The sequence below is a fragment of the Halomonas sp. JS92-SW72 genome (genome assembly GCF_003547075.1).
Taxonomy (GTDB): domain Bacteria; phylum Pseudomonadota; class Gammaproteobacteria; order Pseudomonadales; family Halomonadaceae; genus Halomonas; species Halomonas alkalicola.
This window is the reverse complement of the sequence record NZ_CP032147.1, coordinates 1,572,526-1,590,462: the sequence shown is the minus strand read 5'-3', so window position 1 is coordinate 1,590,462 and position 17,937 is coordinate 1,572,526. Positions and strand designations below refer to the sequence as shown.

General features: G+C 68.6%; 15 protein-coding genes and 1 pseudogene. 9 read left to right on the top strand and 7 right to left on the bottom strand.

Annotation, left to right across the window (positions count from 1 at the left end):
* Positions 1-3 precede the first annotated feature (3 nt).
* Complete coding sequence (cysP, locus tag D1793_RS07445; protein WP_110069381.1) at positions 4-1,014, bottom strand: thiosulfate ABC transporter substrate-binding protein CysP; 1,011 nt, start codon at positions 1,012-1,014, stop codon at positions 4-6.
* A gap of 183 nt (positions 1,015-1,197) precedes the next feature.
* On the opposite strand from cysP, the gene rpe reads away from it, so the two are divergent.
* From rpe to trpC, 7 genes and pseudogenes are all read left to right on the top strand, one after another.
* The gene (gene rpe, locus D1793_RS07440) at positions 1,198-1,899 is read left to right on the top strand and encodes a ribulose-phosphate 3-epimerase (protein ID WP_110069382.1); all 702 of its coding nucleotides are present in this window, start codon (positions 1,198-1,200) and stop codon (positions 1,897-1,899) included.
* A 4-nt stretch (positions 1,900-1,903) separates the two neighbouring features.
* Positions 1,904-2,143, top strand: a pseudogene (locus D1793_RS19830) (GIY-YIG nuclease family protein); the annotation flags it as partial.
* A gap of 72 nt (positions 2,144-2,215) precedes the next feature.
* Positions 2,216-3,139 carry a phosphoglycolate phosphatase gene (gene gph, locus D1793_RS07435; RefSeq protein ID WP_240407822.1) on the top strand — a complete coding sequence of 308 codons (924 nt, stop codon included), beginning with the start codon at positions 2,216-2,218 and terminating at the stop codon, positions 3,137-3,139.
* Between the two features lie 272 nt (positions 3,140-3,411).
* The gene (trpE, locus tag D1793_RS07430) at positions 3,412-4,908 is read left to right on the top strand and encodes an anthranilate synthase component I (RefSeq protein ID WP_119023617.1); all 1,497 of its coding nucleotides are present in this window, start codon (positions 3,412-3,414) and stop codon (positions 4,906-4,908) included.
* Positions 4,909-4,924: 16 nt separating this feature from the next.
* A complete protein-coding gene (locus D1793_RS07425) occupies positions 4,925-5,533 on the top strand; it encodes an aminodeoxychorismate/anthranilate synthase component II (RefSeq protein ID WP_110069384.1) in 609 nt (202 codons plus the stop codon).
* A gap of 16 nt (positions 5,534-5,549) precedes the next feature.
* Positions 5,550-6,575, top strand: a complete 1,026-nt coding sequence (trpD, locus tag D1793_RS07420) for an anthranilate phosphoribosyltransferase (RefSeq protein ID WP_110069411.1) — start codon at positions 5,550-5,552, stop codon at positions 6,573-6,575.
* A gap of 61 nt (positions 6,576-6,636) precedes the next feature.
* A complete protein-coding gene (gene trpC, locus D1793_RS07415) occupies positions 6,637-7,446 on the top strand; it encodes an indole-3-glycerol phosphate synthase TrpC (protein WP_119021596.1) in 810 nt (269 codons plus the stop codon).
* A gap of 124 nt (positions 7,447-7,570) precedes the next feature.
* On the opposite strand, the gene D1793_RS07410 is transcribed toward trpC, so the two are convergent.
* The 4 genes from D1793_RS07410 to D1793_RS07395 form a co-directional block, all read right to left on the bottom strand.
* Positions 7,571-8,143 (bottom strand): phosphoribosyl-AMP cyclohydrolase, encoded by a 573-nt coding sequence (locus D1793_RS07410; protein WP_119021595.1) that lies wholly within the window; start codon positions 8,141-8,143, stop codon positions 7,571-7,573.
* Between the two features lie 265 nt (positions 8,144-8,408).
* The gene (locus tag D1793_RS07405; protein WP_119021594.1) at positions 8,409-9,026 is read right to left on the bottom strand and encodes a c-type cytochrome; all 618 of its coding nucleotides are present in this window, start codon (positions 9,024-9,026) and stop codon (positions 8,409-8,411) included.
* Positions 9,027-9,031: 5 nt separating this feature from the next.
* Positions 9,032-10,285 (bottom strand): PQQ-dependent sugar dehydrogenase, encoded by a 1,254-nt coding sequence (locus tag D1793_RS07400; RefSeq protein WP_119021593.1) that lies wholly within the window; start codon positions 10,283-10,285, stop codon positions 9,032-9,034.
* Positions 10,286-10,499: 214 nt separating this feature from the next.
* The gene (locus tag D1793_RS07395) at positions 10,500-13,769 is read right to left on the bottom strand and encodes an FAD-binding and (Fe-S)-binding domain-containing protein (protein ID WP_119021592.1); all 3,270 of its coding nucleotides are present in this window, start codon (positions 13,767-13,769) and stop codon (positions 10,500-10,502) included.
* A 184-nt stretch (positions 13,770-13,953) separates the two neighbouring features.
* On the opposite strand from D1793_RS07395, the gene serS reads away from it, so the two are divergent.
* Positions 13,954-15,237 (top strand): serine--tRNA ligase, encoded by a 1,284-nt coding sequence (gene serS, locus D1793_RS07390; protein WP_119021591.1) that lies wholly within the window; start codon positions 13,954-13,956, stop codon positions 15,235-15,237.
* Between the two features lie 88 nt (positions 15,238-15,325).
* Here serS and D1793_RS07385 read toward each other — a convergent pair whose 3' ends face one another.
* Positions 15,326-16,096 carry an SIMPL domain-containing protein gene (locus tag D1793_RS07385; RefSeq protein ID WP_119021590.1) on the bottom strand — a complete coding sequence of 257 codons (771 nt, stop codon included), beginning with the start codon at positions 16,094-16,096 and terminating at the stop codon, positions 15,326-15,328.
* 145 nt (positions 16,097-16,241) lie between these two features.
* On the opposite strand from D1793_RS07385, the gene D1793_RS07380 reads away from it, so the two are divergent.
* Positions 16,242-17,348, top strand: coding sequence for an AI-2E family transporter (locus tag D1793_RS07380; RefSeq protein WP_119021589.1), 1,107 nt, complete (start codon positions 16,242-16,244; stop codon positions 17,346-17,348).
* Positions 17,349-17,406: 58 nt separating this feature from the next.
* Here D1793_RS07380 and trxA read toward each other — a convergent pair whose 3' ends face one another.
* Positions 17,407-17,730 (bottom strand): thioredoxin, encoded by a 324-nt coding sequence (gene trxA / locus D1793_RS07375; protein WP_110069398.1) that lies wholly within the window; start codon positions 17,728-17,730, stop codon positions 17,407-17,409.
* Between the last annotated feature and the right edge of the window lie 207 nt (positions 17,731-17,937).

Below are 17,937 nucleotides of genomic sequence, written 5' to 3'. Positions count from 1 at the left end.
GGCTCAGCGGCGCTGCAGCTGGTCGAGCAGGGCGCCGCCGGCGAAGTGCTCTTCCATGGCCTGATCCCAGCTGCCGAAGATCTCCTCGACGCGCAGAAGCTCGGTCTCCGGGAACTGGTCGGCGAACTCCTCGACCACCGCCTCGTGATGCACGCGGTAGTTGAAGCCGGCCAGGGTGCGCTGGGCCTCCTCGCCGTAGAGGTACTCCACGTAGGCCTGGGCCAGGTCGGTGGTGCCGTTGCGCTCGGCGTTGGGGGCGACCACCGCTACCGGGAACTCCGCCAGGATGCTCACCGGCGGCACGATCACTTCATAGTCATCCTCGCCGTACTCGCCGCGGATGTTGTTGACCTCGGACTCGAAGCTGATCAGCACGTCGCCAAGGCCCCGCTCGATGAAGCTGGTGGTGGCGCCGCGGCCGCCGGTGTCGAACACCGCCACGTTGCGCAGGAAGGTGCGCATGAAGTCGTGGATCTGTTCCTCGTCGCCGTCGAAGTGCTGGTCGGCGAAGCCCCAGGCGGCCAGGTAGGTGTAGCGGCCGTTGCCGGAGGTCTTGGGATTGGGGAAGACCATGCGGACATCGTCGCGTACCAGGTCATCCCAGCTCTCGATGCCCTTGGGGTTGTCCTTGCGCACCAGGAAGGCGGTGGTGGAGTAGTAGGGCGAGGCGTTGTTGGGCAGGGCCTCCTGCCACGCCTCGTCCACCAGGCCGCCGTCGGCCAGGGCCTGGACGTCGGTGACCTGGTTGTAGGTCACCACGTCGGCGCGCAGCCCCTGCAGGATGGCGCGGGCCTGGGCGGAGGAGCCGCCGTGGGACTGGCTGACCGCCACCGTCTCGCCCTGGGTCTCCTGCCAGTGGGCCACGAAGTCGGGGTTGATGGCCGAGAAGAGCTCGCGGGCGATGTCGTAGGAGGAGTTGAGCAGCTCGCGCTCTGCCGCCGCGGCCGGGCCGGCGAGGCCTACGCCGAGGGCGATGGCAAGCAGCGAGCGCTGAAAGAGGGGGCGCAGGGTCATGGAAGGCACTCCGGAACTGGGTGAGATTGCCGGAAGGGTAAATCTCGACAATGGTAATTACAATGGTTTTTTTTATTCGATTAAAGAATATATCCCTGCGGGGAGCGTCTCGCCCCTGCGCTGCCGGGCCGCCTGAGCCTCTGGTAGAATATGCCCTCTCGCAAGCGACCCCTGGACACCGTCATGACCGATGCGCCCCGCGACTTCCTGATCGCCCCCTCGATCCTCTCCGCCAATTTCGCCCGCCTGGGTGAGGAGGTGGATGACGTGCTGGCCTCCGGCGCGGATATCGTCCACTTCGACGTGATGGACAACCACTATGTGCCCAACCTGACCATCGGGCCCATGGTCTGCGAGGCGCTCCGCAAGCACGGTGTCACCGCGCCCATCGACGTGCATCTGATGGTGCGCCCGGTGGATCGGCTGATCGGCGACTTCATCGACGCCGGCGCCAGCATCATCACCTTCCACCCCGAGGCCTCGGACCACATCGACCGCTCGCTGCAGCTGATCCGCGACGGCGGCTGCCAGGCGGGCCTGGTGTTCAATCCGGCCACGCCGCTCTCCTATCTCGACTACGTGATGGACAAGGTGGACATGGTGCTGCTGATGAGCGTCAACCCCGGCTTCGGCGGCCAGGCCTTCATCCCCGGCACCCTGGACAAGCTGCGCGAGGCGCGGAGCCGCATCGACGCCTCCGGCCGCGATATTCGCCTCGAGATCGACGGTGGGGTGAAGGTGGAGAACATTGCCGAGATCGCCCGGGCCGGCGCCGACACCTTCGTGGCGGGCTCGGCGGTGTTCAAGGCCAGAAACGAGGCCGACCCGCACCGCTACGACTCCGTGCTGCGCGACTTCCGAGAGCAGCTGGCCGGCGCGCGCTGAGGCCGTGAGCGAGCAGCCCCCCGCCGCCGAGGCGCCGGTCTGGCACCTCTACCTGCTGGAGACGGCGGGCGGGGCGCTCTATACCGGCATCACCACCGACGTCGACCGGCGCCTGGCGGAGCATGCCGCCGGCCGCGGCGCCAAGGCACTGCGCGGCCGCGGCCCCCTGACCCTGCGTCACCGCGAGCCGGTGGGCAGCCACGGCGAGGCGCTGCGCCTCGAGGCCGAGATCAAGCGGCTCTCGGCGACCCGCAAGCGCGCCTGGCTGGCGGCACGCCAGCCAGTGCAGGACGATCAGCAACGCAGAGGAGCAAGCATGCACCCCATTCTCGACGGCATCGAGCTGGTGGCCTTCGACCTGGACGGCACCCTGATCGACTCGGTGCCCGATCTGGCGCTGGCCGTGGACGCGGCCCTGGCAGACCTCGGCCTGCCCGCCGCCGGCGAGGCGAGGGTGCGCGACTGGGTCGGCAACGGCTCGCTAGTGTTGATGGAGCGCGCGCTGCGGTTCGCAACGTCTGCCAGCGAGGCGCCGGGGACTGATCGTAGAGGGGGTCCTATGCCAGGGGTGAGGAGCACTGCTCCGAACGGGCTGGCCATGGATGGCCAGCACCGGACCTGCGAGCGAGCTCCGAACGGGCTGGCCATGGATGGCCAGCACCGGACCTGCGAGCGAAGCGGGACGCGAGAGCGAAGCAGGGCATCGGTAGCGCCCAGGGAGGGGTTCACAGCGCCCCCTCGTAGATCAGTCGCCGGGAAAGCCTCGCTTGCCACTGCTGCTGAGGTCGACAAGCCCCTTCTGGAGCGCGCCCATGCGGCATTCCTTACGCACTACGGTCGTGACCCCGGCGCCCATACTCGGCTCTACCCCGGCGTGCGCGAGTGCCTGGATGCCCTGCGTGAGCGCGGCCTGCCGCTGGCGCTGGTGACCAACAAGCCCTATGCCTTTATTGCCCCGCTGCTGGAGGGGCTGGCGCTTGCCGAGCACTTCGCCCTCTGCCTGGGTGGCGACAGCCTGCCCGAGAAGAAGCCTCATCCGGCGCCGCTGCTGCACGTGGCCAGCCACTTCGGCCTGGCCCCACGGGCCTGCCTGATGGTGGGGGACTCCCGTCACGATATCGCCGCCGGTCAGGCCGCCGGCTTTCGTACCCTGGCGGTGCCCTACGGCTACAACCACGGCGAGCCGGTGCGCGAGAGCGGCCCGGATGGCGTGGTTGAATCGCTGGTGGAACTCGTTTAACGTGAATTCGGCTAATGCTATAAGCGCGGCCTAATCAATATGTTATTGCTATAAGAAGCGGAAGCCTCTCGATGAACAGCCGCACCCTGTCGGACACCTGCCCTGCCTTCGGTGGCTCCCCGGCCGCCGAGCCCCGCCTGCGCCGCTCGCCGCTCCGCGGCGGCTGGCGATGGTGACGCTCCTTCCATGTTGAGCCGCGGCGCTGGCTACCTTCAGGTCGCGCCGCCCTGCGCCCCATCGCCAACCCGTTACACCGAGGATTCCCGGGCATGATGACTCCCGAACGCTTCCGCGAGCTGGCCGACGCCGGCTACAACCGTATTCCGGTCACCCGCGAGGTGCTGGCCGATCTCGACACCCCGCTCTCCACCTATCTCAAGCTGGCCAATGCCCCCTGGTCCTTCCTGCTGGAGTCCGTACAGGGCGGCGAGAAGTGGGGGCGCTACTCCATCATCGGCCTGCCCAGCCGCGAGCGCGTCGAGGTGCGCGGCTTCGCGGTGAGCCATATCGTCGACGGCGAGCAGCAGGGTGTGGCCGAGGTGGAGGACCCGCTGGCGTGGATCGAGCAGTTCCAGGCCCGCTTCAGGGTGCCGCGCCTGGACGACCAGCCGCGCTTCGACGGTGGCCTGGTGGGCTACTTCGGCTACGACACCATCCGCTATATCGAGCCGCGGCTTCGCAGTGAGGCCGCCGCCGCCAAGCCCGACCCGCTGGGCGTGCCCGATATCCTGCTGATGGTGTGCGACGAGCTGGTGGTCTTCGACAACCTCTCCGGGCGCCTGGCGCTCTGGACCCATGCCGACCCCGCCGAGCCAAAGGCCTACCCCCGCGCGGTGCAGCGCCTGGAAGAGCTGGAGATCCGCCTGCGCAGTGCCACCCTCAACACCATCAGCCCTGGCACCGGCGGCGCCGCGGTGGAGGAGGGCGACTTCACCTCCGGCTTCACCGAGGCGGGCTTCAAGGCCGCGGTGGAGACCATCAAGGAGTACGTGCTGGCCGGTGACGTCATGCAGTGCGTGCCCTCCCAGCGCATGTCGATTCCCTACCGCGCCGCGCCGCTCGACCTTTACCGGGCACTGCGCAGCCTCAACCCCTCGCCCTACATGTTCTTCCTCGACCTCGGCGATCATCAGGTGGCCGGCTCCTCGCCGGAAATTCTGACCCGCCTGGAGGAGGGCGAGGTGACGGTGCGCCCCATCGCCGGGACCCGCAAGCGCGGCCGCAGCGAGGAGGAGGACCAGGCGCTGGAGGCGGAGCTGCTGGCCGATCCCAAGGAGCGCGCCGAGCACCTGATGCTGATCGATCTCGGCCGCAACGATGTGGGGCGCATCAGCGAGACCGGCTCGGTGAAGGTCACCGAGGAGATGGTGGTGGAGCGCTACTCCCACGTCATGCATATCGTCTCCAACGTCACCGGCAAGCTGAAACCGGGGCTGACCGCCATGGACGCCCTGCGCGCCACCTTCCCGGCGGGCACCGTCTCCGGCGCCCCCAAGATCCGGGCGCTGGAGATCATCGACGAGCTGGAGCCGGTCAAGCGCGGCATCTACTCCGGGGCGGTGGGCTATCTCTCCTGGCACGGCAACATGGACACCGCCATCGCCATCCGCACCGCGGTGATCAAGGATGGCCAGCTGCATGTCCAGGCGGGTGCCGGCATCGTCGCCGACTCCGTGCCCGAGATGGAGTGGCAGGAGACCCTCAACAAGGGGCGCGCCCTGTTCCGCGCCGTGGCCATGGCCGAGCGCGGCCTGGACAACCTCGAATAAGGCGCCGGAGAGACCCATGAAAGTCTGCATGATCGACAATTACGACAGCTTCACCTTCAACGTGGTGCAGTACCTGGGGGAGCTGGGCGCCGAGGTGGCGACCCACCGCAACGACGCCATCACCCTCGAGCAGATCGAGGCCATGGCCCCCACCCATCTGGTGATCTCGCCGGGGCCCTGCACGCCCAACGAGGCGGGCATCTCCCTGGCGGCCATCCGCCACTTCGCCGGCCGGCTGCCGATCCTCGGCATCTGCCTGGGCCACCAGGCCATCGGGCAGGTCTACGGCGGCCAGGTGGTGCGCGCCCCCCAGGTGATGCACGGCAAGACCTCGGCCATTCGCCACTCGGGCCTGGGGGTCTTCGCAGGCCTCGATGACCCCCTGGAGGTGACCCGCTACCACTCGCTGGTGGTGGAGCGCGCCTCGCTGCCCGACTGCCTGGAGATCACCGCCTGGACCGCTGACGATGACGTCACCCCGGGGCTGATCATGGGGCTTCGCCACCGCGAGCTCGACGTCGAAGGGGTGCAGTTCCACCCCGAGTCGATCCTCACCCGCCAGGGCCATGAGCTGCTGGCCAACTTCCTACAACGTCGTCCTCAAGCGCCGCTGGGCCGTGCCTGAGTCGAGGAGAGCCATGATGCAGATGCGAGATGCCCTCGGCGCCCTGATGCGCCGCGACAACCTCACCTTCGACGAGACCCATGAGGTGATGCGCCAGATCATGACCGGTGAGGCCGGCGACGCTCAGATCGCCGCCTTCCTGATGGGCATGGCCATGAAGGGCGAGACCGCCGAGGAGATCAGCGCCGCCGCCCAGGTGATGCGCGAGCTGATGAAGCCGGTGCGGCTGCCGGCCGCGCTCGAGAACGTGGTGGACATCGTCGGCACCGGCGGCGACGGCGCCAACCTCTTCAACGTCTCCACCGCGGCCAGCTTCGTGGTGGCCGCCGCCGGCGGCCACGTGGCCAAGCACGGCAACCGCGGCGTCTCCTCCTCGTCGGGGAGCGCCGACCTCTTCGCCGTGGCCGGCATCCACCTGGACATCGACGCCGAGCAGGTGGCGCGCTGCATCGCCGAGGTGGGCGTGGGCTTCATGTTCGCCCCCAACCACCACCCGGCCATGCGCCATGCGGTGGGGCCGCGCCGGGAGATGGGCGTGCGCACCCTGTTCAATATCCTCGGCCCCCTGACCAACCCCGCCGGCGCCCCCAACCAGGTGCTGGGTGTCTACTCCCCGGAGCTGGTGCCGCTGATGGCCGAGGTGCTGCGCCGCCTGGGCAGCCGCCACGTGCTGGTGGTGCATGCAGAAGACGGTCTGGATGAGATCTCCCTGGCTGCGCCAACCCGGGTGGCCGAGCTGAAGGAAGGCGAGATCACCGAGTACGTGATCACCCCCGAGGAGCTCGGCATCCCGCGTCAGTCCCTGGACCCGCTGCGGGTGCAGTCCGCCGAGGACAGCCTGCGGCTGGTGGAGCAGGCGCTGGTGGGGGATGGCCCGGCAGCCGATATCGTCGCCCTCAACGCCGGCGCGGCGCTCTACGCCTCGGGCATCGCCGACAGCCTCAAGGAGGGCGTGGCCCTGGCCCAGGACGCCCAGGCCTCCAAACTGCCCCTGGAGAAGCTCCGGGAGCTGGCCAACTTCACCCGCGTGTTCCTGCAGTGAGCGCGCCCCGTTCTCTTGGCGCACCCCCTGTCTCAGCGCACCGCCTACAAGGAGTCACATCATGAGCGCATCCCCGGGGGCGACCCCCACCATCCTGACCCGCATCCTGGCGCGCAAGGACGAGGAGGTGGCCGAGCGCTCCCGCGCCGTCCCCGAGGCCGAGCTGCTGCGCCTGGCCGCCGAGCAGAGCGCACCGCGCGGCTTCGTGGCGGCCATGCAGCGCATGATCGCCGCCGGCGACCCGGCGGTGATCGCCGAGGTCAAGAAGGCCTCCCCCTCCAGGGGGGTGATCCGCGAGGACTTTCACCCCGCCGAGATCGCCGCGAGCTACGCCAAGGGGGGAGCCGCCTGCCTCTCGGTGCTCACCGATGCCGACTTCTTCCAGGGCCACGAGGACTACCTGATCGAGGCCCGTGACGCCTGTGAGCTTCCGGTGATCCGCAAGGACTTCATCACCCACGGCTACCAGGTGAGCGAGGCCCGGGCCATCGGCGCCGACTGCATCCTCCTGATCGTCGCCGCCCTGGAGGACGCCCAGATGGCGGACCTCAACCGCCAGGCCATCGAGCTCGGCATGGACGTGCTGGTGGAGGTCCACGACGCCCATGAGCTCGAGCGCGCGCTCGCCCTCGACCTCTCCCTGGTGGGCATCAACAACCGCGACCTGCACACCTTCGACACTACCCTGGACACCACCCTGAACCTGCTGTCGCGGATTCCGGAAGGCGTCACCGTGGTCACCGAGTCCGGCATCCACACCCGCGACGACGTGCTGCGCATGCGCGAGCACGACGTCAACGCCTTCCTGGTGGGGGAGGCCTTCATGCGCGAGTCCGATCCCGGCGAGGCGCTGCGGCGGCTGTTCTTCTGATGCCGACCGGCCGGCGCCGCCAGGGGCAGGCCGTCACACCAGAAAGACGCGAGTACCGGACGTAAAAAGGCCGGCGGGAAAACCGCCGGCTTTTTTACGTCCTGGCTTTAGACGTCCTTGCCGTTTACTCGTCCCCGGTGAAGGGAAGCGATGAGTGGTGCAGCACGATGCGCAGGTCGCCGTCGTCGTCCAGATGGTAGCCCCAGCTCTTGTCCACCACGGTGGTGTTGCCGTCGGCATCCAGGATCGAGACGTTGCCCATGGTCAGCGCCATGTCGCCGCTGATGAAGATGGCGGCGTTGTCGATGGTGACCTCCTGCCAGCCCTTCAAGGCGAAGCCGCTGTCCGCGCTGTACTCGTCGCTGTGGCCGACGAAGTAGGCCAGGGCCCCCTCGGGGGTGGTGCGGAAGGTCTGCGGTGCCTCGGCCAGGGTCGGCTTGAAGAGCACCGCGCCCATGTCGTGGCCATAGGCGCCGGCGATGATCTCCTCGGCCAGGGCGCTGGCGGCGTCGATGCCCTCTTCCTCGTAGGTCTGGGAGATGGCGACCAGCGCCTCGCCCCAGGCCTGCTGGGCCTCCAGCACCTGCTCCTCGGTGATGTCGCCGCCCATGTGGGTCACTTCGGTGGCGTTGGCCAGGCCGGCGGCGCCGAGGCCAAGGCCGAGTGCCGTTGCGGTAATCAACGTCCTGAATGTCATGTTGCGTCTCCTGTCGGTGAAGTCACGGCAAGGGAGCCTTTGCGTCCCATCAGTCCAGCGTGGACTGCACGACATTGAGAAGGAGCAGGCGGATCAGTGCAACCCCTTGTCGGTATTGCAACCAGGACCAGGCGAGGTGCGGAGGGTGGCTGGCCGTCGGTCTGCAAGGGAAACGAAGCGGGCAGCCCCGGGGCTGCCCGCGTTGGTTGTCGGGGTCGCTCAGGGTTGCCCGACGACGAAGGGTCCGCAGATCGACGTCGAGCGGTCAGCGAGCGAAATGGGTCAGATAGTGGGCCAGCGCCTCGATCTGCTCATCGTCGATGCCTCGCATGGTGTCGATCATCGTCGTGTCCGGGCCGCCCCGGGTGCGATCGCGGTAGGCCTGCATGGCGTGAACGAGGTAGTCCTCGCGCTGTCCTGCCAGCCGTGGCATCTGATCCCGGCCGCGATACTCCGAGCCGTGGCAGCTGGCGCAGCGCTGCTGCCGGGAGAGTTCACGCCCCTTCTCGGACAGCGCCTCGTCTCGCTCTCCTTCCGGTTCGGCGACCGGCTGATCGGCATAGTAGGTCGCCAGCGCCTGGATCTCGGCGTCGGAGAGGCCGCGTGCCTGGGGCGTCATCTCCTCCGCCTGGCGCAGACGTTCCCGGAAGTAGATCATCTGGTTGGTGATGGTGAGGGCGGGCTGGCCCGCCAGGGACGGGATACCGGGCAGGGTCGAGTTGCCGTCGTCGCCATGGCAGGCGCCGCAGATCAGCACCTGCTCCTCGAGAGGCAGGCCGGCCGCCGGCGAGACATCGGCCTGCACCGGCGACATCCACAGGGCGGCGATGCAACCCGATGCCAGCAGGGCGCGCCGCAGCGGCGCGCACGGGATGACTGGCATCGGGATCACTCCATGTAGCTCGGGGTCTCGTAGGTGATGCGGTAGACGGCCCCGTTCTGCTCGTCGGCGACCAGCAGCGAGCCATCGGGCATCTGCAGCACGTCCACGGGACGGCCCCGGAAGCTGTTCTCGTGAGGATCATGCAGGCCCACCATGAAGGGCGAGATGGCGGCACGGGTACCGTCGTCGGAGAGGTGGGCCACCTGAACGTCATAGCCGAGGCTCAGGGTCCGGTTCCAGGAGCCGCGGCGAGCGATGAAGATGGCATGGTGATACTCCTCGGGGAACATGTCGCCGGTGTAGAAGCGCATGCCGAGGGCTGCAGAATGGCCACCCATCAGGGCCGCCGGCAGGGTAATGCCGTCACAGCTGCCTTCGGCGCCGAGGTCGGGGTCAATCAGGCCGTGGGCATGGCAGTAGGGAAAGCCGAAGTGCTCGCCGCTCTCGGAGAGGCGGTTCAGTTCATCCTGCGGGCCATGCTCCCCCAGCCAGTCTTGGCCATTGTCGGTGAACCACAGCTCGCCGGTCTCGGGGTGGAAGTCGAAGCCGACGCTGTTGCGCACGCCGCGGGCTTCGATGCGCATGTCGGAGCCATCCGGTTCGAAGCTGTGGATGGTGGCGTGGGTGTCCTCGTCCACCTCGCAGCCGTTGCAGGGGGCGCCGACCGGGATGTAGAGCCGCCCGTCCGGGCCGAAAGCCAGGAATTTCCAGCCGTGGTGCTGGTCGTCGGGCAGGCCGAAGGCCTCGGTCAGCTCCTCGGGCTCCGGCACGTCGCCGTTGGCCAGGTGCGCCTCGATGTCGTCATAGCGGAAGATGCGGTTGATCGCCGCCACGTAGAGGCTGCCGTCCTTGAAGGCAACGCCGTTGGGCTGGGTCAGGCCCTCGGCGATGATCCGGTGTTCGCGTTCGTCGCTACCGTTGTCGAGCACCGCATAGACGCGGCCGATGCCGCGTGTGCCGAGGAAGAGGGTGCCCTCGTCGCCGCGGGCCATCATCCTGGCGCCGGGCATGCCATGGGCCCAGAGCTCGGCGCTGAACCCGTCGGGCAGGCGCAGATCGTCAAGGGGGATGTCCTCGGGGGCGGTGACGGTCAGTGGTGTGGCGTGCGGGGCCAGCGGGGAGTCGGCCATCTCGGCCGAGCGGCCCTGGGCCCAGGCCGGCTGGTGGTCATCGGCGAGGGCCGATGTCAAACAGCCACCGGCGATCAGGCTGGCGGTGGTAACGGCGAGGGTGAGGCGTGTGAGGGATGCAGGGGGCATGGCAGGGATCCTTTTCGTGATCTTGTTATAGTGGGATGCCAGGTACCAGCCTAGGAGCTTGTCGGAAGCCCCATCGATAGATTTTCGCTATTGTCCTGGTTGGCGAGGAGGCGCCGACGGCGCTGGGAGGCGCCGGCCCATCGCTGAATACGACGGCGCCCGCCGGGGATATCCCGGCGGGCGCCGTGCGCTGGAGGCCTGGCCCCGAGGGGGCTTAGCTGGCCCGGCGCAGCACCTCGAGAAGGGCCTGCAGCGGGTGGGGCAGGGCGGCATCGGAGAAGCGCTTGACCTGGCTGCGGCAGGAGTAACCGGTGGCCAGCAGGCGGCCCTGGTGGGCGTTTTCCTCCACCACCGGCTGCCAGGACTGGGCGTAGATGGTCCTTGAGGTCTCGCGGTTGCGCGCCTCGTGGCCGTAGGTGCCGGACATGCCGCAGCAGCCGGTGGCCACCAGCTCGAGCTCGAGGCCGAAGGCGGCGAACAGCTGCTGCCACGCCTTGGGGCTGCCCGGGGCGTTGGTTTTCTCGGTGCAGTGGGAGAGTAGCCGGTAGCCTGGGTCCTTGATGCCGGCGCCCTCCAGGGTCAGGCCGCCGGGCACCAGACTGCTTGCGCGGGTCACCAGCCACTCCTGCAGCATCAGCACCTCGGGTACGGCCTCCGGCCCCAGCGCCTTCACGTACTCCTGGCGGTAGGTGAGGGTCATGGCCGGGTCGATGCCGACCAGCGGCACGCCGAACTCCGCCAGGGTGCGCAGGCGCCTGGCCTGCTTCTCGGCGGTGCGCGCGAAGGCACCCAGAAAGCCCTGCACGTGCAGCGGCTTGCCGTTGGGGGAGAAGGGCGCCACGAAGACCCGGACATCCAGCCGGCCGAGCAGCTCGACGATATCCAGCACCAGATTGGCCTCGAAGTGGCTGGTGAAGGCGTCCTGCACGATCACCACGCTCTTGGCCTTCTGAGCCTCGGTGAGTCGGCCGAGCGACGTGGGCGTGGCTTCCGCCACGCCCCAGGCAGCCAGGGTCTTCCTCAGGCTGGCCCGGGAGAGTTGCGGGCTGTCCACCAGGCCCACGGGGCCGGAGAGCAGCCGATCCACCAGGCGGTTGCCGATCAGCGCATTGTAGGCGGGCGCGATGCGTGAGAGGGTCGGCAGCAGGAACTCGGTGGTGCCGACCAGGTAGTCGCGCAGCGGGCGCAGGTAGCGGCCGTGGTAGACCTCCAGGAACTGCGCGCGGGAGTCGGGCACGTTGACCTTGATCGGGCACTGGCCGGCGCAGGACTTGCAGGCCAGGCATCCGGCCATGGCGTCATACACCTGGTGGGAGAAGTCCGCCTCGCGCTTGCGGCGCAGGGTGTTGAGGGTGCGTTTCGGGAAGCTTTTCACGAAGCCCCAGGCGCCCTCCGCCTTCTTCCTGCGCGACTCCTCGACCAGGTCGACGCCGGCGTCGCCCTGCAGGCGCAGCCACTCGCGCACCAGGCTGGCGCGCCCCTTGGGGGAGTGCACCCGATCCCGGGTCGCCTTCCAGGAGGGGCACATGGCGTCATTGGGGTCGTAGTTGTAGCAGGCGCCGTTGCCGTTGCAGTAGACGGTGGCGGCGTGGGCCTGCCAGACCCGCTCGTCGATGGTGCGGTCGAGCTGGCCGCGGGTGGTCACGCCGTCGATGGTCAAGAGACCCGGGTCGACGAGTTTCACTGTCTCCGCCTGCGTGGTGTCAGGCGCCTTCCCCGCGGTTTCGGGCGGGCTCCCCGCGGCGTCGGGCGGGATAGAAGCAGTACCCGCGGTTTCGGGCGGGCTCCCCACGGGGGCGGGTGGGGTAGAAGAGGAGAGCGGCGTCGCGATCTTGCCGGGGTTGAGCTGGTTGTAGGGGTCGAAGGCCGCCTTGACCCGCTGCAGGCTGGGGTAGAGCTCGCCGAAGAAGCTCGGCGCATACTCCGAGCGCACTCCCTTGCCGTGCTCGCCCCACAGCAGGCCGCCATACTTCTTGGTCAGCTCGGCCACCTCGTCGGAGACCTCGCGGATCAGCCGCTCCTGCGCGGGGTCCTTCATGTCGATGGCAGGGCGTACGTGCAGCACCCCGGCATCCACGTGGCCGAACATCCCGTAGGCGAGGCCGCGGGCATCCAGGGCGGCGCGGAACTCACTGATGAAGTCGGCCAGGTGCTCCGGCGGCACCGCGGTGTCCTCCACAAAGGGGATGGGGCGCTTCTCGCCCTTGGCATCGACCCGGGCGTTGCCCAGCAGGCCCACGGCGCGCTTGCGCATGGCGTAGACCTTCTGGATCTGCGGCCGGCCCTCGGCGAGGGTAAAGCCCAGGCGCTGAACGCTGGCGTCGCTCTCCAGGTGGCGGCAGAAGGCGGCGACCCGCTCGGCCAGGCGCTCGGGATCGTCGTCGTTGAACTCCACCAGGTTGATGCCGCGCACCGGGGTGTCGCCGGCGGGGAAAAACGCCGCCACGCTGTCCCAGACGAAGTCCTCCATGGCCAGCATCAGCACCTTGTCGTCCACCGTCTCGATGGAGGTGGGGGACGCCTGTGGCCGACCTTGAGAAGAGCTGCCGCTTGACATTAGGGCCCGAGCGTCGCGCAGGGCATCCATGAAGCCGGCGTAGCGCACGTTGACCAGGGTGGAGTGCTTGGGGATCGGCAGCACGTTGAGCACCGCCTCGTCGAGAAAGCCCAGGGAGCCCTCCGAGCCGCACAGCAGGCTGTTCATGTCCAGCCGGCCCTGGTCGTCTCTTAGGTGCGCCAGGTCGTAGCCGGTCAGGCAGCGATTGAGGGGCGGGAACTTCTCGGCGATCAGCTCGCCCTGGGTGTCGATGATCTCCCGGGCGGTGCGAAAGGCGCGGCCGGTGGCGTCCTGGCGTTCGCAGAGGGCTTCGAGTTCGGCCTCCTCCAGCGGGCGGCTCACCAGACGCTCGCCGCCCAGCAGCAGCACCTCGAGCTCCAGCACGTGGTTGCGGGTCTTGCCGTACTCGCAGCTGCCCTGGCCGCTGGCGTCGGTGGAAATCATGCCGCCGATGGTGGCGCGGTTGGAGGTGGAGAGCTCCGGCGCGAAGAAGAGGCCATGGGGCCTGAGCGCGGCGTTGAGCTGGTCCTTGACCACCCCGGCCTGGACCCGCACCCGGCGGTTCTCGACGTCGATATCGAGGATCCGGTTCATATGGCGGGAGACGTCCACCACCAGGCCGTCGGTGAGGGACTGGCCGTTGGTGCCGGTGCCGCCGCCCCTGGGGGTGAGCGCCACCTGGCGGTGCTCCACCTGGCCGGCCAGGTGGGCGATGCGCGCCAAGTCCTCGCCGTGGCGGGGGTAGAGCGCCGCCTGGGGCAGGCGCTGGTAGATCGAGTTGTCGGTGGCCAGTACCGTGCGGTCGGCGTAGTCCGGGGCGATCTCGCCCTCGAAGCCGGCGTCGCGCAGGGCCTCCAGGAAACGCAGGTAGGGGGCGGCCAGCCCCGGCATGGTGCTGGCGTCGGCGGTGTCCAGTCGTGCGATCATGGCACTCTTTCATGGGGAAGCGGGGAATCCCTCTACTTTACCGCGAGAGGGCGGTGGGGCGCACCCCGCGGGCGGGGTCGGCGGCGGGCGCGTGGCGCCCCTGATGCCTTTTGCCTACAATGGGCGGCCTGTTTCACTCCCGTCTTCTTTCTTCTTCATCACCGACTGCAACGGACCGGATTCCATGCTCGATCCCAAACTGCTGCGCAGCGACCTCGATTTGGTCGCTCAACGACTGGCCAAGCGAGGCTTCGCTCTCGATACCGACCGTCTCGAGGCGCTGGAGTCCCGGCGTCGCGAGCTGCAGGCCGAGACCGAGTCCCTGCAGAACGAGCGCAACACCCGCTCCAAGGCGATCGGCAAGGCCAAGGCGTCCGGCGAGGACATCCAGCCGCTGCTCGACGAGGTCTCGGACCTGGGGGATCGCCTGGATGCGGCCAAGGCGCGCCTGGCCGAGGTGCAGGCCGAGTGGGATGACGCGGTCAGCGGCATTCCCAACCTGCCCCACGAGAGCGTGCCCGAGGGCAAGGATGAGGCCGACAACGTCGAGCTGCATCGCTGGGGTACCCCCCGGGCGTTCGACTTCGAGGTGCGCGATCACGTCGACCTCGGCGCCCTGCAGGGCAAGCTGGACTTCGAGCTGGCGGCCAAGCTGACCGGCGCGCGCTTTGCGGTGATGCGAGGCCCCATCGCGCGGCTGCACCGGGCCCTGGCCCAGTTCATGCTGGACAAGCAGACCCTCGAGCACGGCTACGAGGAGTGCTACGTGCCCTACATGGTCAACGAGGCCTCCCTGCGCGGCACCGGCCAGCTGCCCAAGTTCGGCGAGGACCTGTTCCGCCTCGACGACGAGCGCGGCTACCACCTGATCCCCACCTCCGAGGTGCCGCTGACCAACTTCGCCCGGGACGAGATCCTGGAGCACAGGGCGCTGCCTCTGAAGCTCACCGCCCATACGCCCTGTTTCCGCAGCGAGGCGGGCTCCCACGGTCGTGATACCCGCGGCATGATCCGCCAGCACCAGTTCGACAAGGTGGAGATGGTGCAGCTGGTGGACCCGGCCACCAGCTATGCGGCCCTGGAGGAGATGCGCGGCCACGCCGAGGCGATCCTGCAGGCGCTCGAGCTGCCCTACCGGGTGGTGACCCTCTGCACCGGCGACATGGGCTTCGGCGCCGCCAAGACCTATGACCTGGAGGTGTGGATCCCCAGCCAGAACGCCTACCGCGAGATCTCCTCGGTCTCCAACTGCGAGGAGTTCCAGGCGCGGCGCATGCAGGCGCGCTTCCGCCACCCCGAGCAGAAGAAGCCGCAGCTGCTGCACACCCTCAACGGCTCCGGCCTGGCGGTGGGGCGCTGCCTGGTGGCGGTGCTGGAGAACTATCAGAACGCCGACGGCTCGATCACGGTCCCCGAGGCGCTACGCGCCTACATGGGCGGCGTCGAGGTGATCAACCTCCCGGGCTGATGCCGCCAGGCCAGGGCCCCCGCCCTTGACGCGAACCCCCGCTGGCGCCAGCCACCGGGGGTTCGGTGCTTTCGGGAAGGCTGCCGGCTCAGTCGATCTCCCAGCTGACGCTGACCCCGGCCTCGATCTCGAGGGTGCCGGGGCGGTACTCCGCCTGGGGAGCGCCTTCCCGGGCATCGGCGGCCATGGCCAGCATGCGCGGCTGGAAGACCGGCGAGCGGGTCTCGCTGACGCTGGCCACCGGGCCCAGGGTGATGCCCAGGGTGTCGGCCATCAGCTCGGCCTTGTGGCGCGCCTTCTCCAGCGCCTTGACCAGCGCCTCGTCGGTGGCGGCGTCGCGGTCGACGAGGTCATAGCTGACGCCGTCCAGGGCATTGACGCCGGCCTCGGTGAGGGCGTCGAGCAGCCCCGGCAGCCGCTCCAGGTCGTCGAGCTGGATCCGGAAGGCGCGCTCGAGGCGGGTCCGGACCAGCGTCTGACGCTCGCCGTCCTCGTGACGGCTACCGGCGAGGTGTTCCGGCTGCACGGCCAGCGAGCCGGCGCTGATGGCGTCGCGCTCGAACCCGGCGGCCTCTAGGGTGCGAATCAGCTCGCCGGCACGGCCTTCCAGCCGCTCGCGGGCCTCGCGCAGCGCGTCAGGGTCTCCTCCCCGGTCCTCCTCCTGGGACACGGCCGGTGTGCGCTCCCAGAGGCGGGCCGTGAGGGTGGCGCGGTCAGGCACCACCGCCAGGGTGGCCTCGGCCTGGACGTGGAGCTGGCGGGGCGGGGTGGCCTCGGCCAGCGCCTGCCCGGCCAGCAGCGGGGTGGCGACGAGCAGTGTGCCCAGCAGCAGCTGCCGGGCGGGACGAAACAGCCTCATGGTGGCCTCCTTGCAATGATGGCGTGGCCGTCTGCCACCCCGCTTCGAGGGGGGGCGGGTGCAAAGGTTCCCGCGGCGGCCATCATTGTTGCTGGCCCGGCGCGAAGGCATGATGGGGGCTGGCCAGGGAGGACAGGAACGCACGATGTCGGCTCATGAACCGGATGCCCCGAGCATCATTCCGCTCAACCTCATGCTCGGCCTGGCCGCGCTGGTGGTGATCGTGGCCGGCATGAAGGCCGGTGCGAGCCTGCTGGTACCGATGCTGCTGGCCATCTTTATCGCGGTGGTCTGCACCGCGCCGATCCAGTGGCTCAACCGGCTGGGGCTTGGCCTGCGGGCGGCCGTGTGGCTGACCCTGGTAGTGATCGGGGTGCTCTTCTCGCTGGTGGGACTGCTGCTGGTCAACAGCTTCGGCACCTTCACGGAGGCGCTGCCGGGCATCGAGGAGAAGCTGCAGGCCTACTATGTCGGGCTGCTGGATGGCCTGGCGAGCCTGGGGCTAGCCATCGACCCGGACCGGCTGGCCGGTCTGCTGGACGTCGAGGAGCTGGGCGGCTGGATCCCCACCCTGCTCGGCGAGATCGGCAACCTGCTGGTGCAGAGCACCATCGTGGGCCTGCTGGTGCTGTTCATGCTGTTCGAGATGCTGCACTTCCGCGACAAGGTCTCCCGCGCCCTGGCCAACCCGGCGCCGAGCCTTCAGCGCTTCAGCGAGTTCAGCCAGACCCTCAAGCGCTACCTGGCCGTCAAGACTCTGATCAGCCTGGTCACAGGCGCCCTGGTGTGGGTGGCCTGCCTGCTGGTCGGGGTCGATTTTCCCTTCCTGTGGGCGGTGCTGGCCTTCGCGCTCAACTACATTCCCAACATCGGCTCGGCCATCGCTGCGGTGCCCCCGGTGCTGCTGCTGCTGGTCTCGCCGGAGGGCGGGCTGGTCGATGCCCTGCTGCTCTCCGCGGCCTACCTGGGGATCAACTTCCTGCTGGGCAACATCGTCGAGCCAAGGGTGATGGGGCGCGCGCTGGGACTGTCGACCCTGGTGGCCTTCCTGTCGCTGGTGGTGTGGGGCTGGATCTTCGGCACGGTGGGCATGCTGCTCTCGGTGGTGCTGACCATGACTCTGAAGATTGCCCTGGACAGCCATCCCCAGACCCGCTGGATCGCCCACCTGCTGGGGCCGGGGGAGGAGGCCCCCGAGGCAAGTCCCGAGCGTCCGATCGCGGAGCGCGACGCCGAGGATGAGGAGGCCTGAACGACAACGCCCCGGCCAGGGCCGGGGCGTCATGCTTGCGCTGAAGTGAGCGCCGCGATCAGGCGTTCTGGTCGATGAACTGCGTCAGCTGCGACTTGGACTGGGCGCCCACCAGGGAGGCGACCTTGGCACCGGACTTGAACAGCATGACGGTGGGCACACCGCGCACACCCTGCTCGGCGGCGATTTCCGGGGCATCGTCCACGTTGATGCTGACGACCTTGAGGTTGCCTTGGCGCTCCTCGGCGACCTCGTCGACCACCGGTGACATCACCTTGCAAGGACCGCACCAGGGGGCCCAGAACTTCAGCAGCACCAGGGTGTCGGCCTTGAGGACTTCCTGCTCGAAGTTGGCATTGGTGACATCGACGTTATTGGCCATGGGGTTCTCCAGTTTCGTTGCGCTGCATCGAGCGTATTCACGGCACGCCTGGGGCGTGCCCGGCCGGCTGATGTTAGCGGTCGGCCGCTGCGCTGGCAAATGGCGCCATGATACGGCTAGGCGGGACACCGCCTCCTTGTATATACTTCAAAGTGATTAGAGATTTTTTGCTTATCGCGATTTGGCATTGCCAGCGCCTGTGACCGG

Coding starts and splice junctions, on each gene's coding strand:
- rpe (WP_110069382.1), top strand. CDS start 1,198: ATGACCGATGCGCCCCGCGACTTCCTGATCGCCCCCTCGATCCTCTCC.
- trpE (WP_119023617.1), top strand. CDS start 3,412: ATGACTCCCGAACGCTTCCGCGAGCTGGCCGACGCCGGCTACAACCGT.
- D1793_RS07410 (WP_119021595.1), bottom strand. CDS start 8,143: ATGACATTCAGGACGTTGATTACCGCAACGGCACTCGGCCTTGGCCTC.
- D1793_RS07395 (WP_119021592.1), bottom strand. CDS start 13,769: ATGATCGCACGACTGGACACCGCCGACGCCAGCACCATGCCGGGGCTG.
- D1793_RS07385 (WP_119021590.1), bottom strand. CDS start 16,096: ATGAGGCTGTTTCGTCCCGCCCGGCAGCTGCTGCTGGGCACACTGCTC.
- trpC (WP_119021596.1), top strand. CDS start 6,637: ATGAGCGCATCCCCGGGGGCGACCCCCACCATCCTGACCCGCATCCTG.
- D1793_RS07405 (WP_119021594.1), bottom strand. CDS start 9,026: ATGCCAGTCATCCCGTGCGCGCCGCTGCGGCGCGCCCTGCTGGCATCG.
- D1793_RS07380 (WP_119021589.1), top strand. CDS start 16,242: ATGTCGGCTCATGAACCGGATGCCCCGAGCATCATTCCGCTCAACCTC.
- D1793_RS07425 (WP_110069384.1), top strand. CDS start 4,925: ATGAAAGTCTGCATGATCGACAATTACGACAGCTTCACCTTCAACGTG.
- gph (WP_240407822.1), top strand. CDS start 2,216: ATGCACCCCATTCTCGACGGCATCGAGCTGGTGGCCTTCGACCTGGAC.
- serS (WP_119021591.1), top strand. CDS start 13,954: ATGCTCGATCCCAAACTGCTGCGCAGCGACCTCGATTTGGTCGCTCAA.
- D1793_RS07400 (WP_119021593.1), bottom strand. CDS start 10,285: ATGCCCCCTGCATCCCTCACACGCCTCACCCTCGCCGTTACCACCGCC.
- trpD (WP_110069411.1), top strand. CDS start 5,550: ATGCAGATGCGAGATGCCCTCGGCGCCCTGATGCGCCGCGACAACCTC.
- cysP (WP_110069381.1), bottom strand. CDS start 1,014: ATGACCCTGCGCCCCCTCTTTCAGCGCTCGCTGCTTGCCATCGCCCTC.
- trxA (WP_110069398.1), bottom strand. CDS start 17,730: ATGGCCAATAACGTCGATGTCACCAATGCCAACTTCGAGCAGGAAGTC.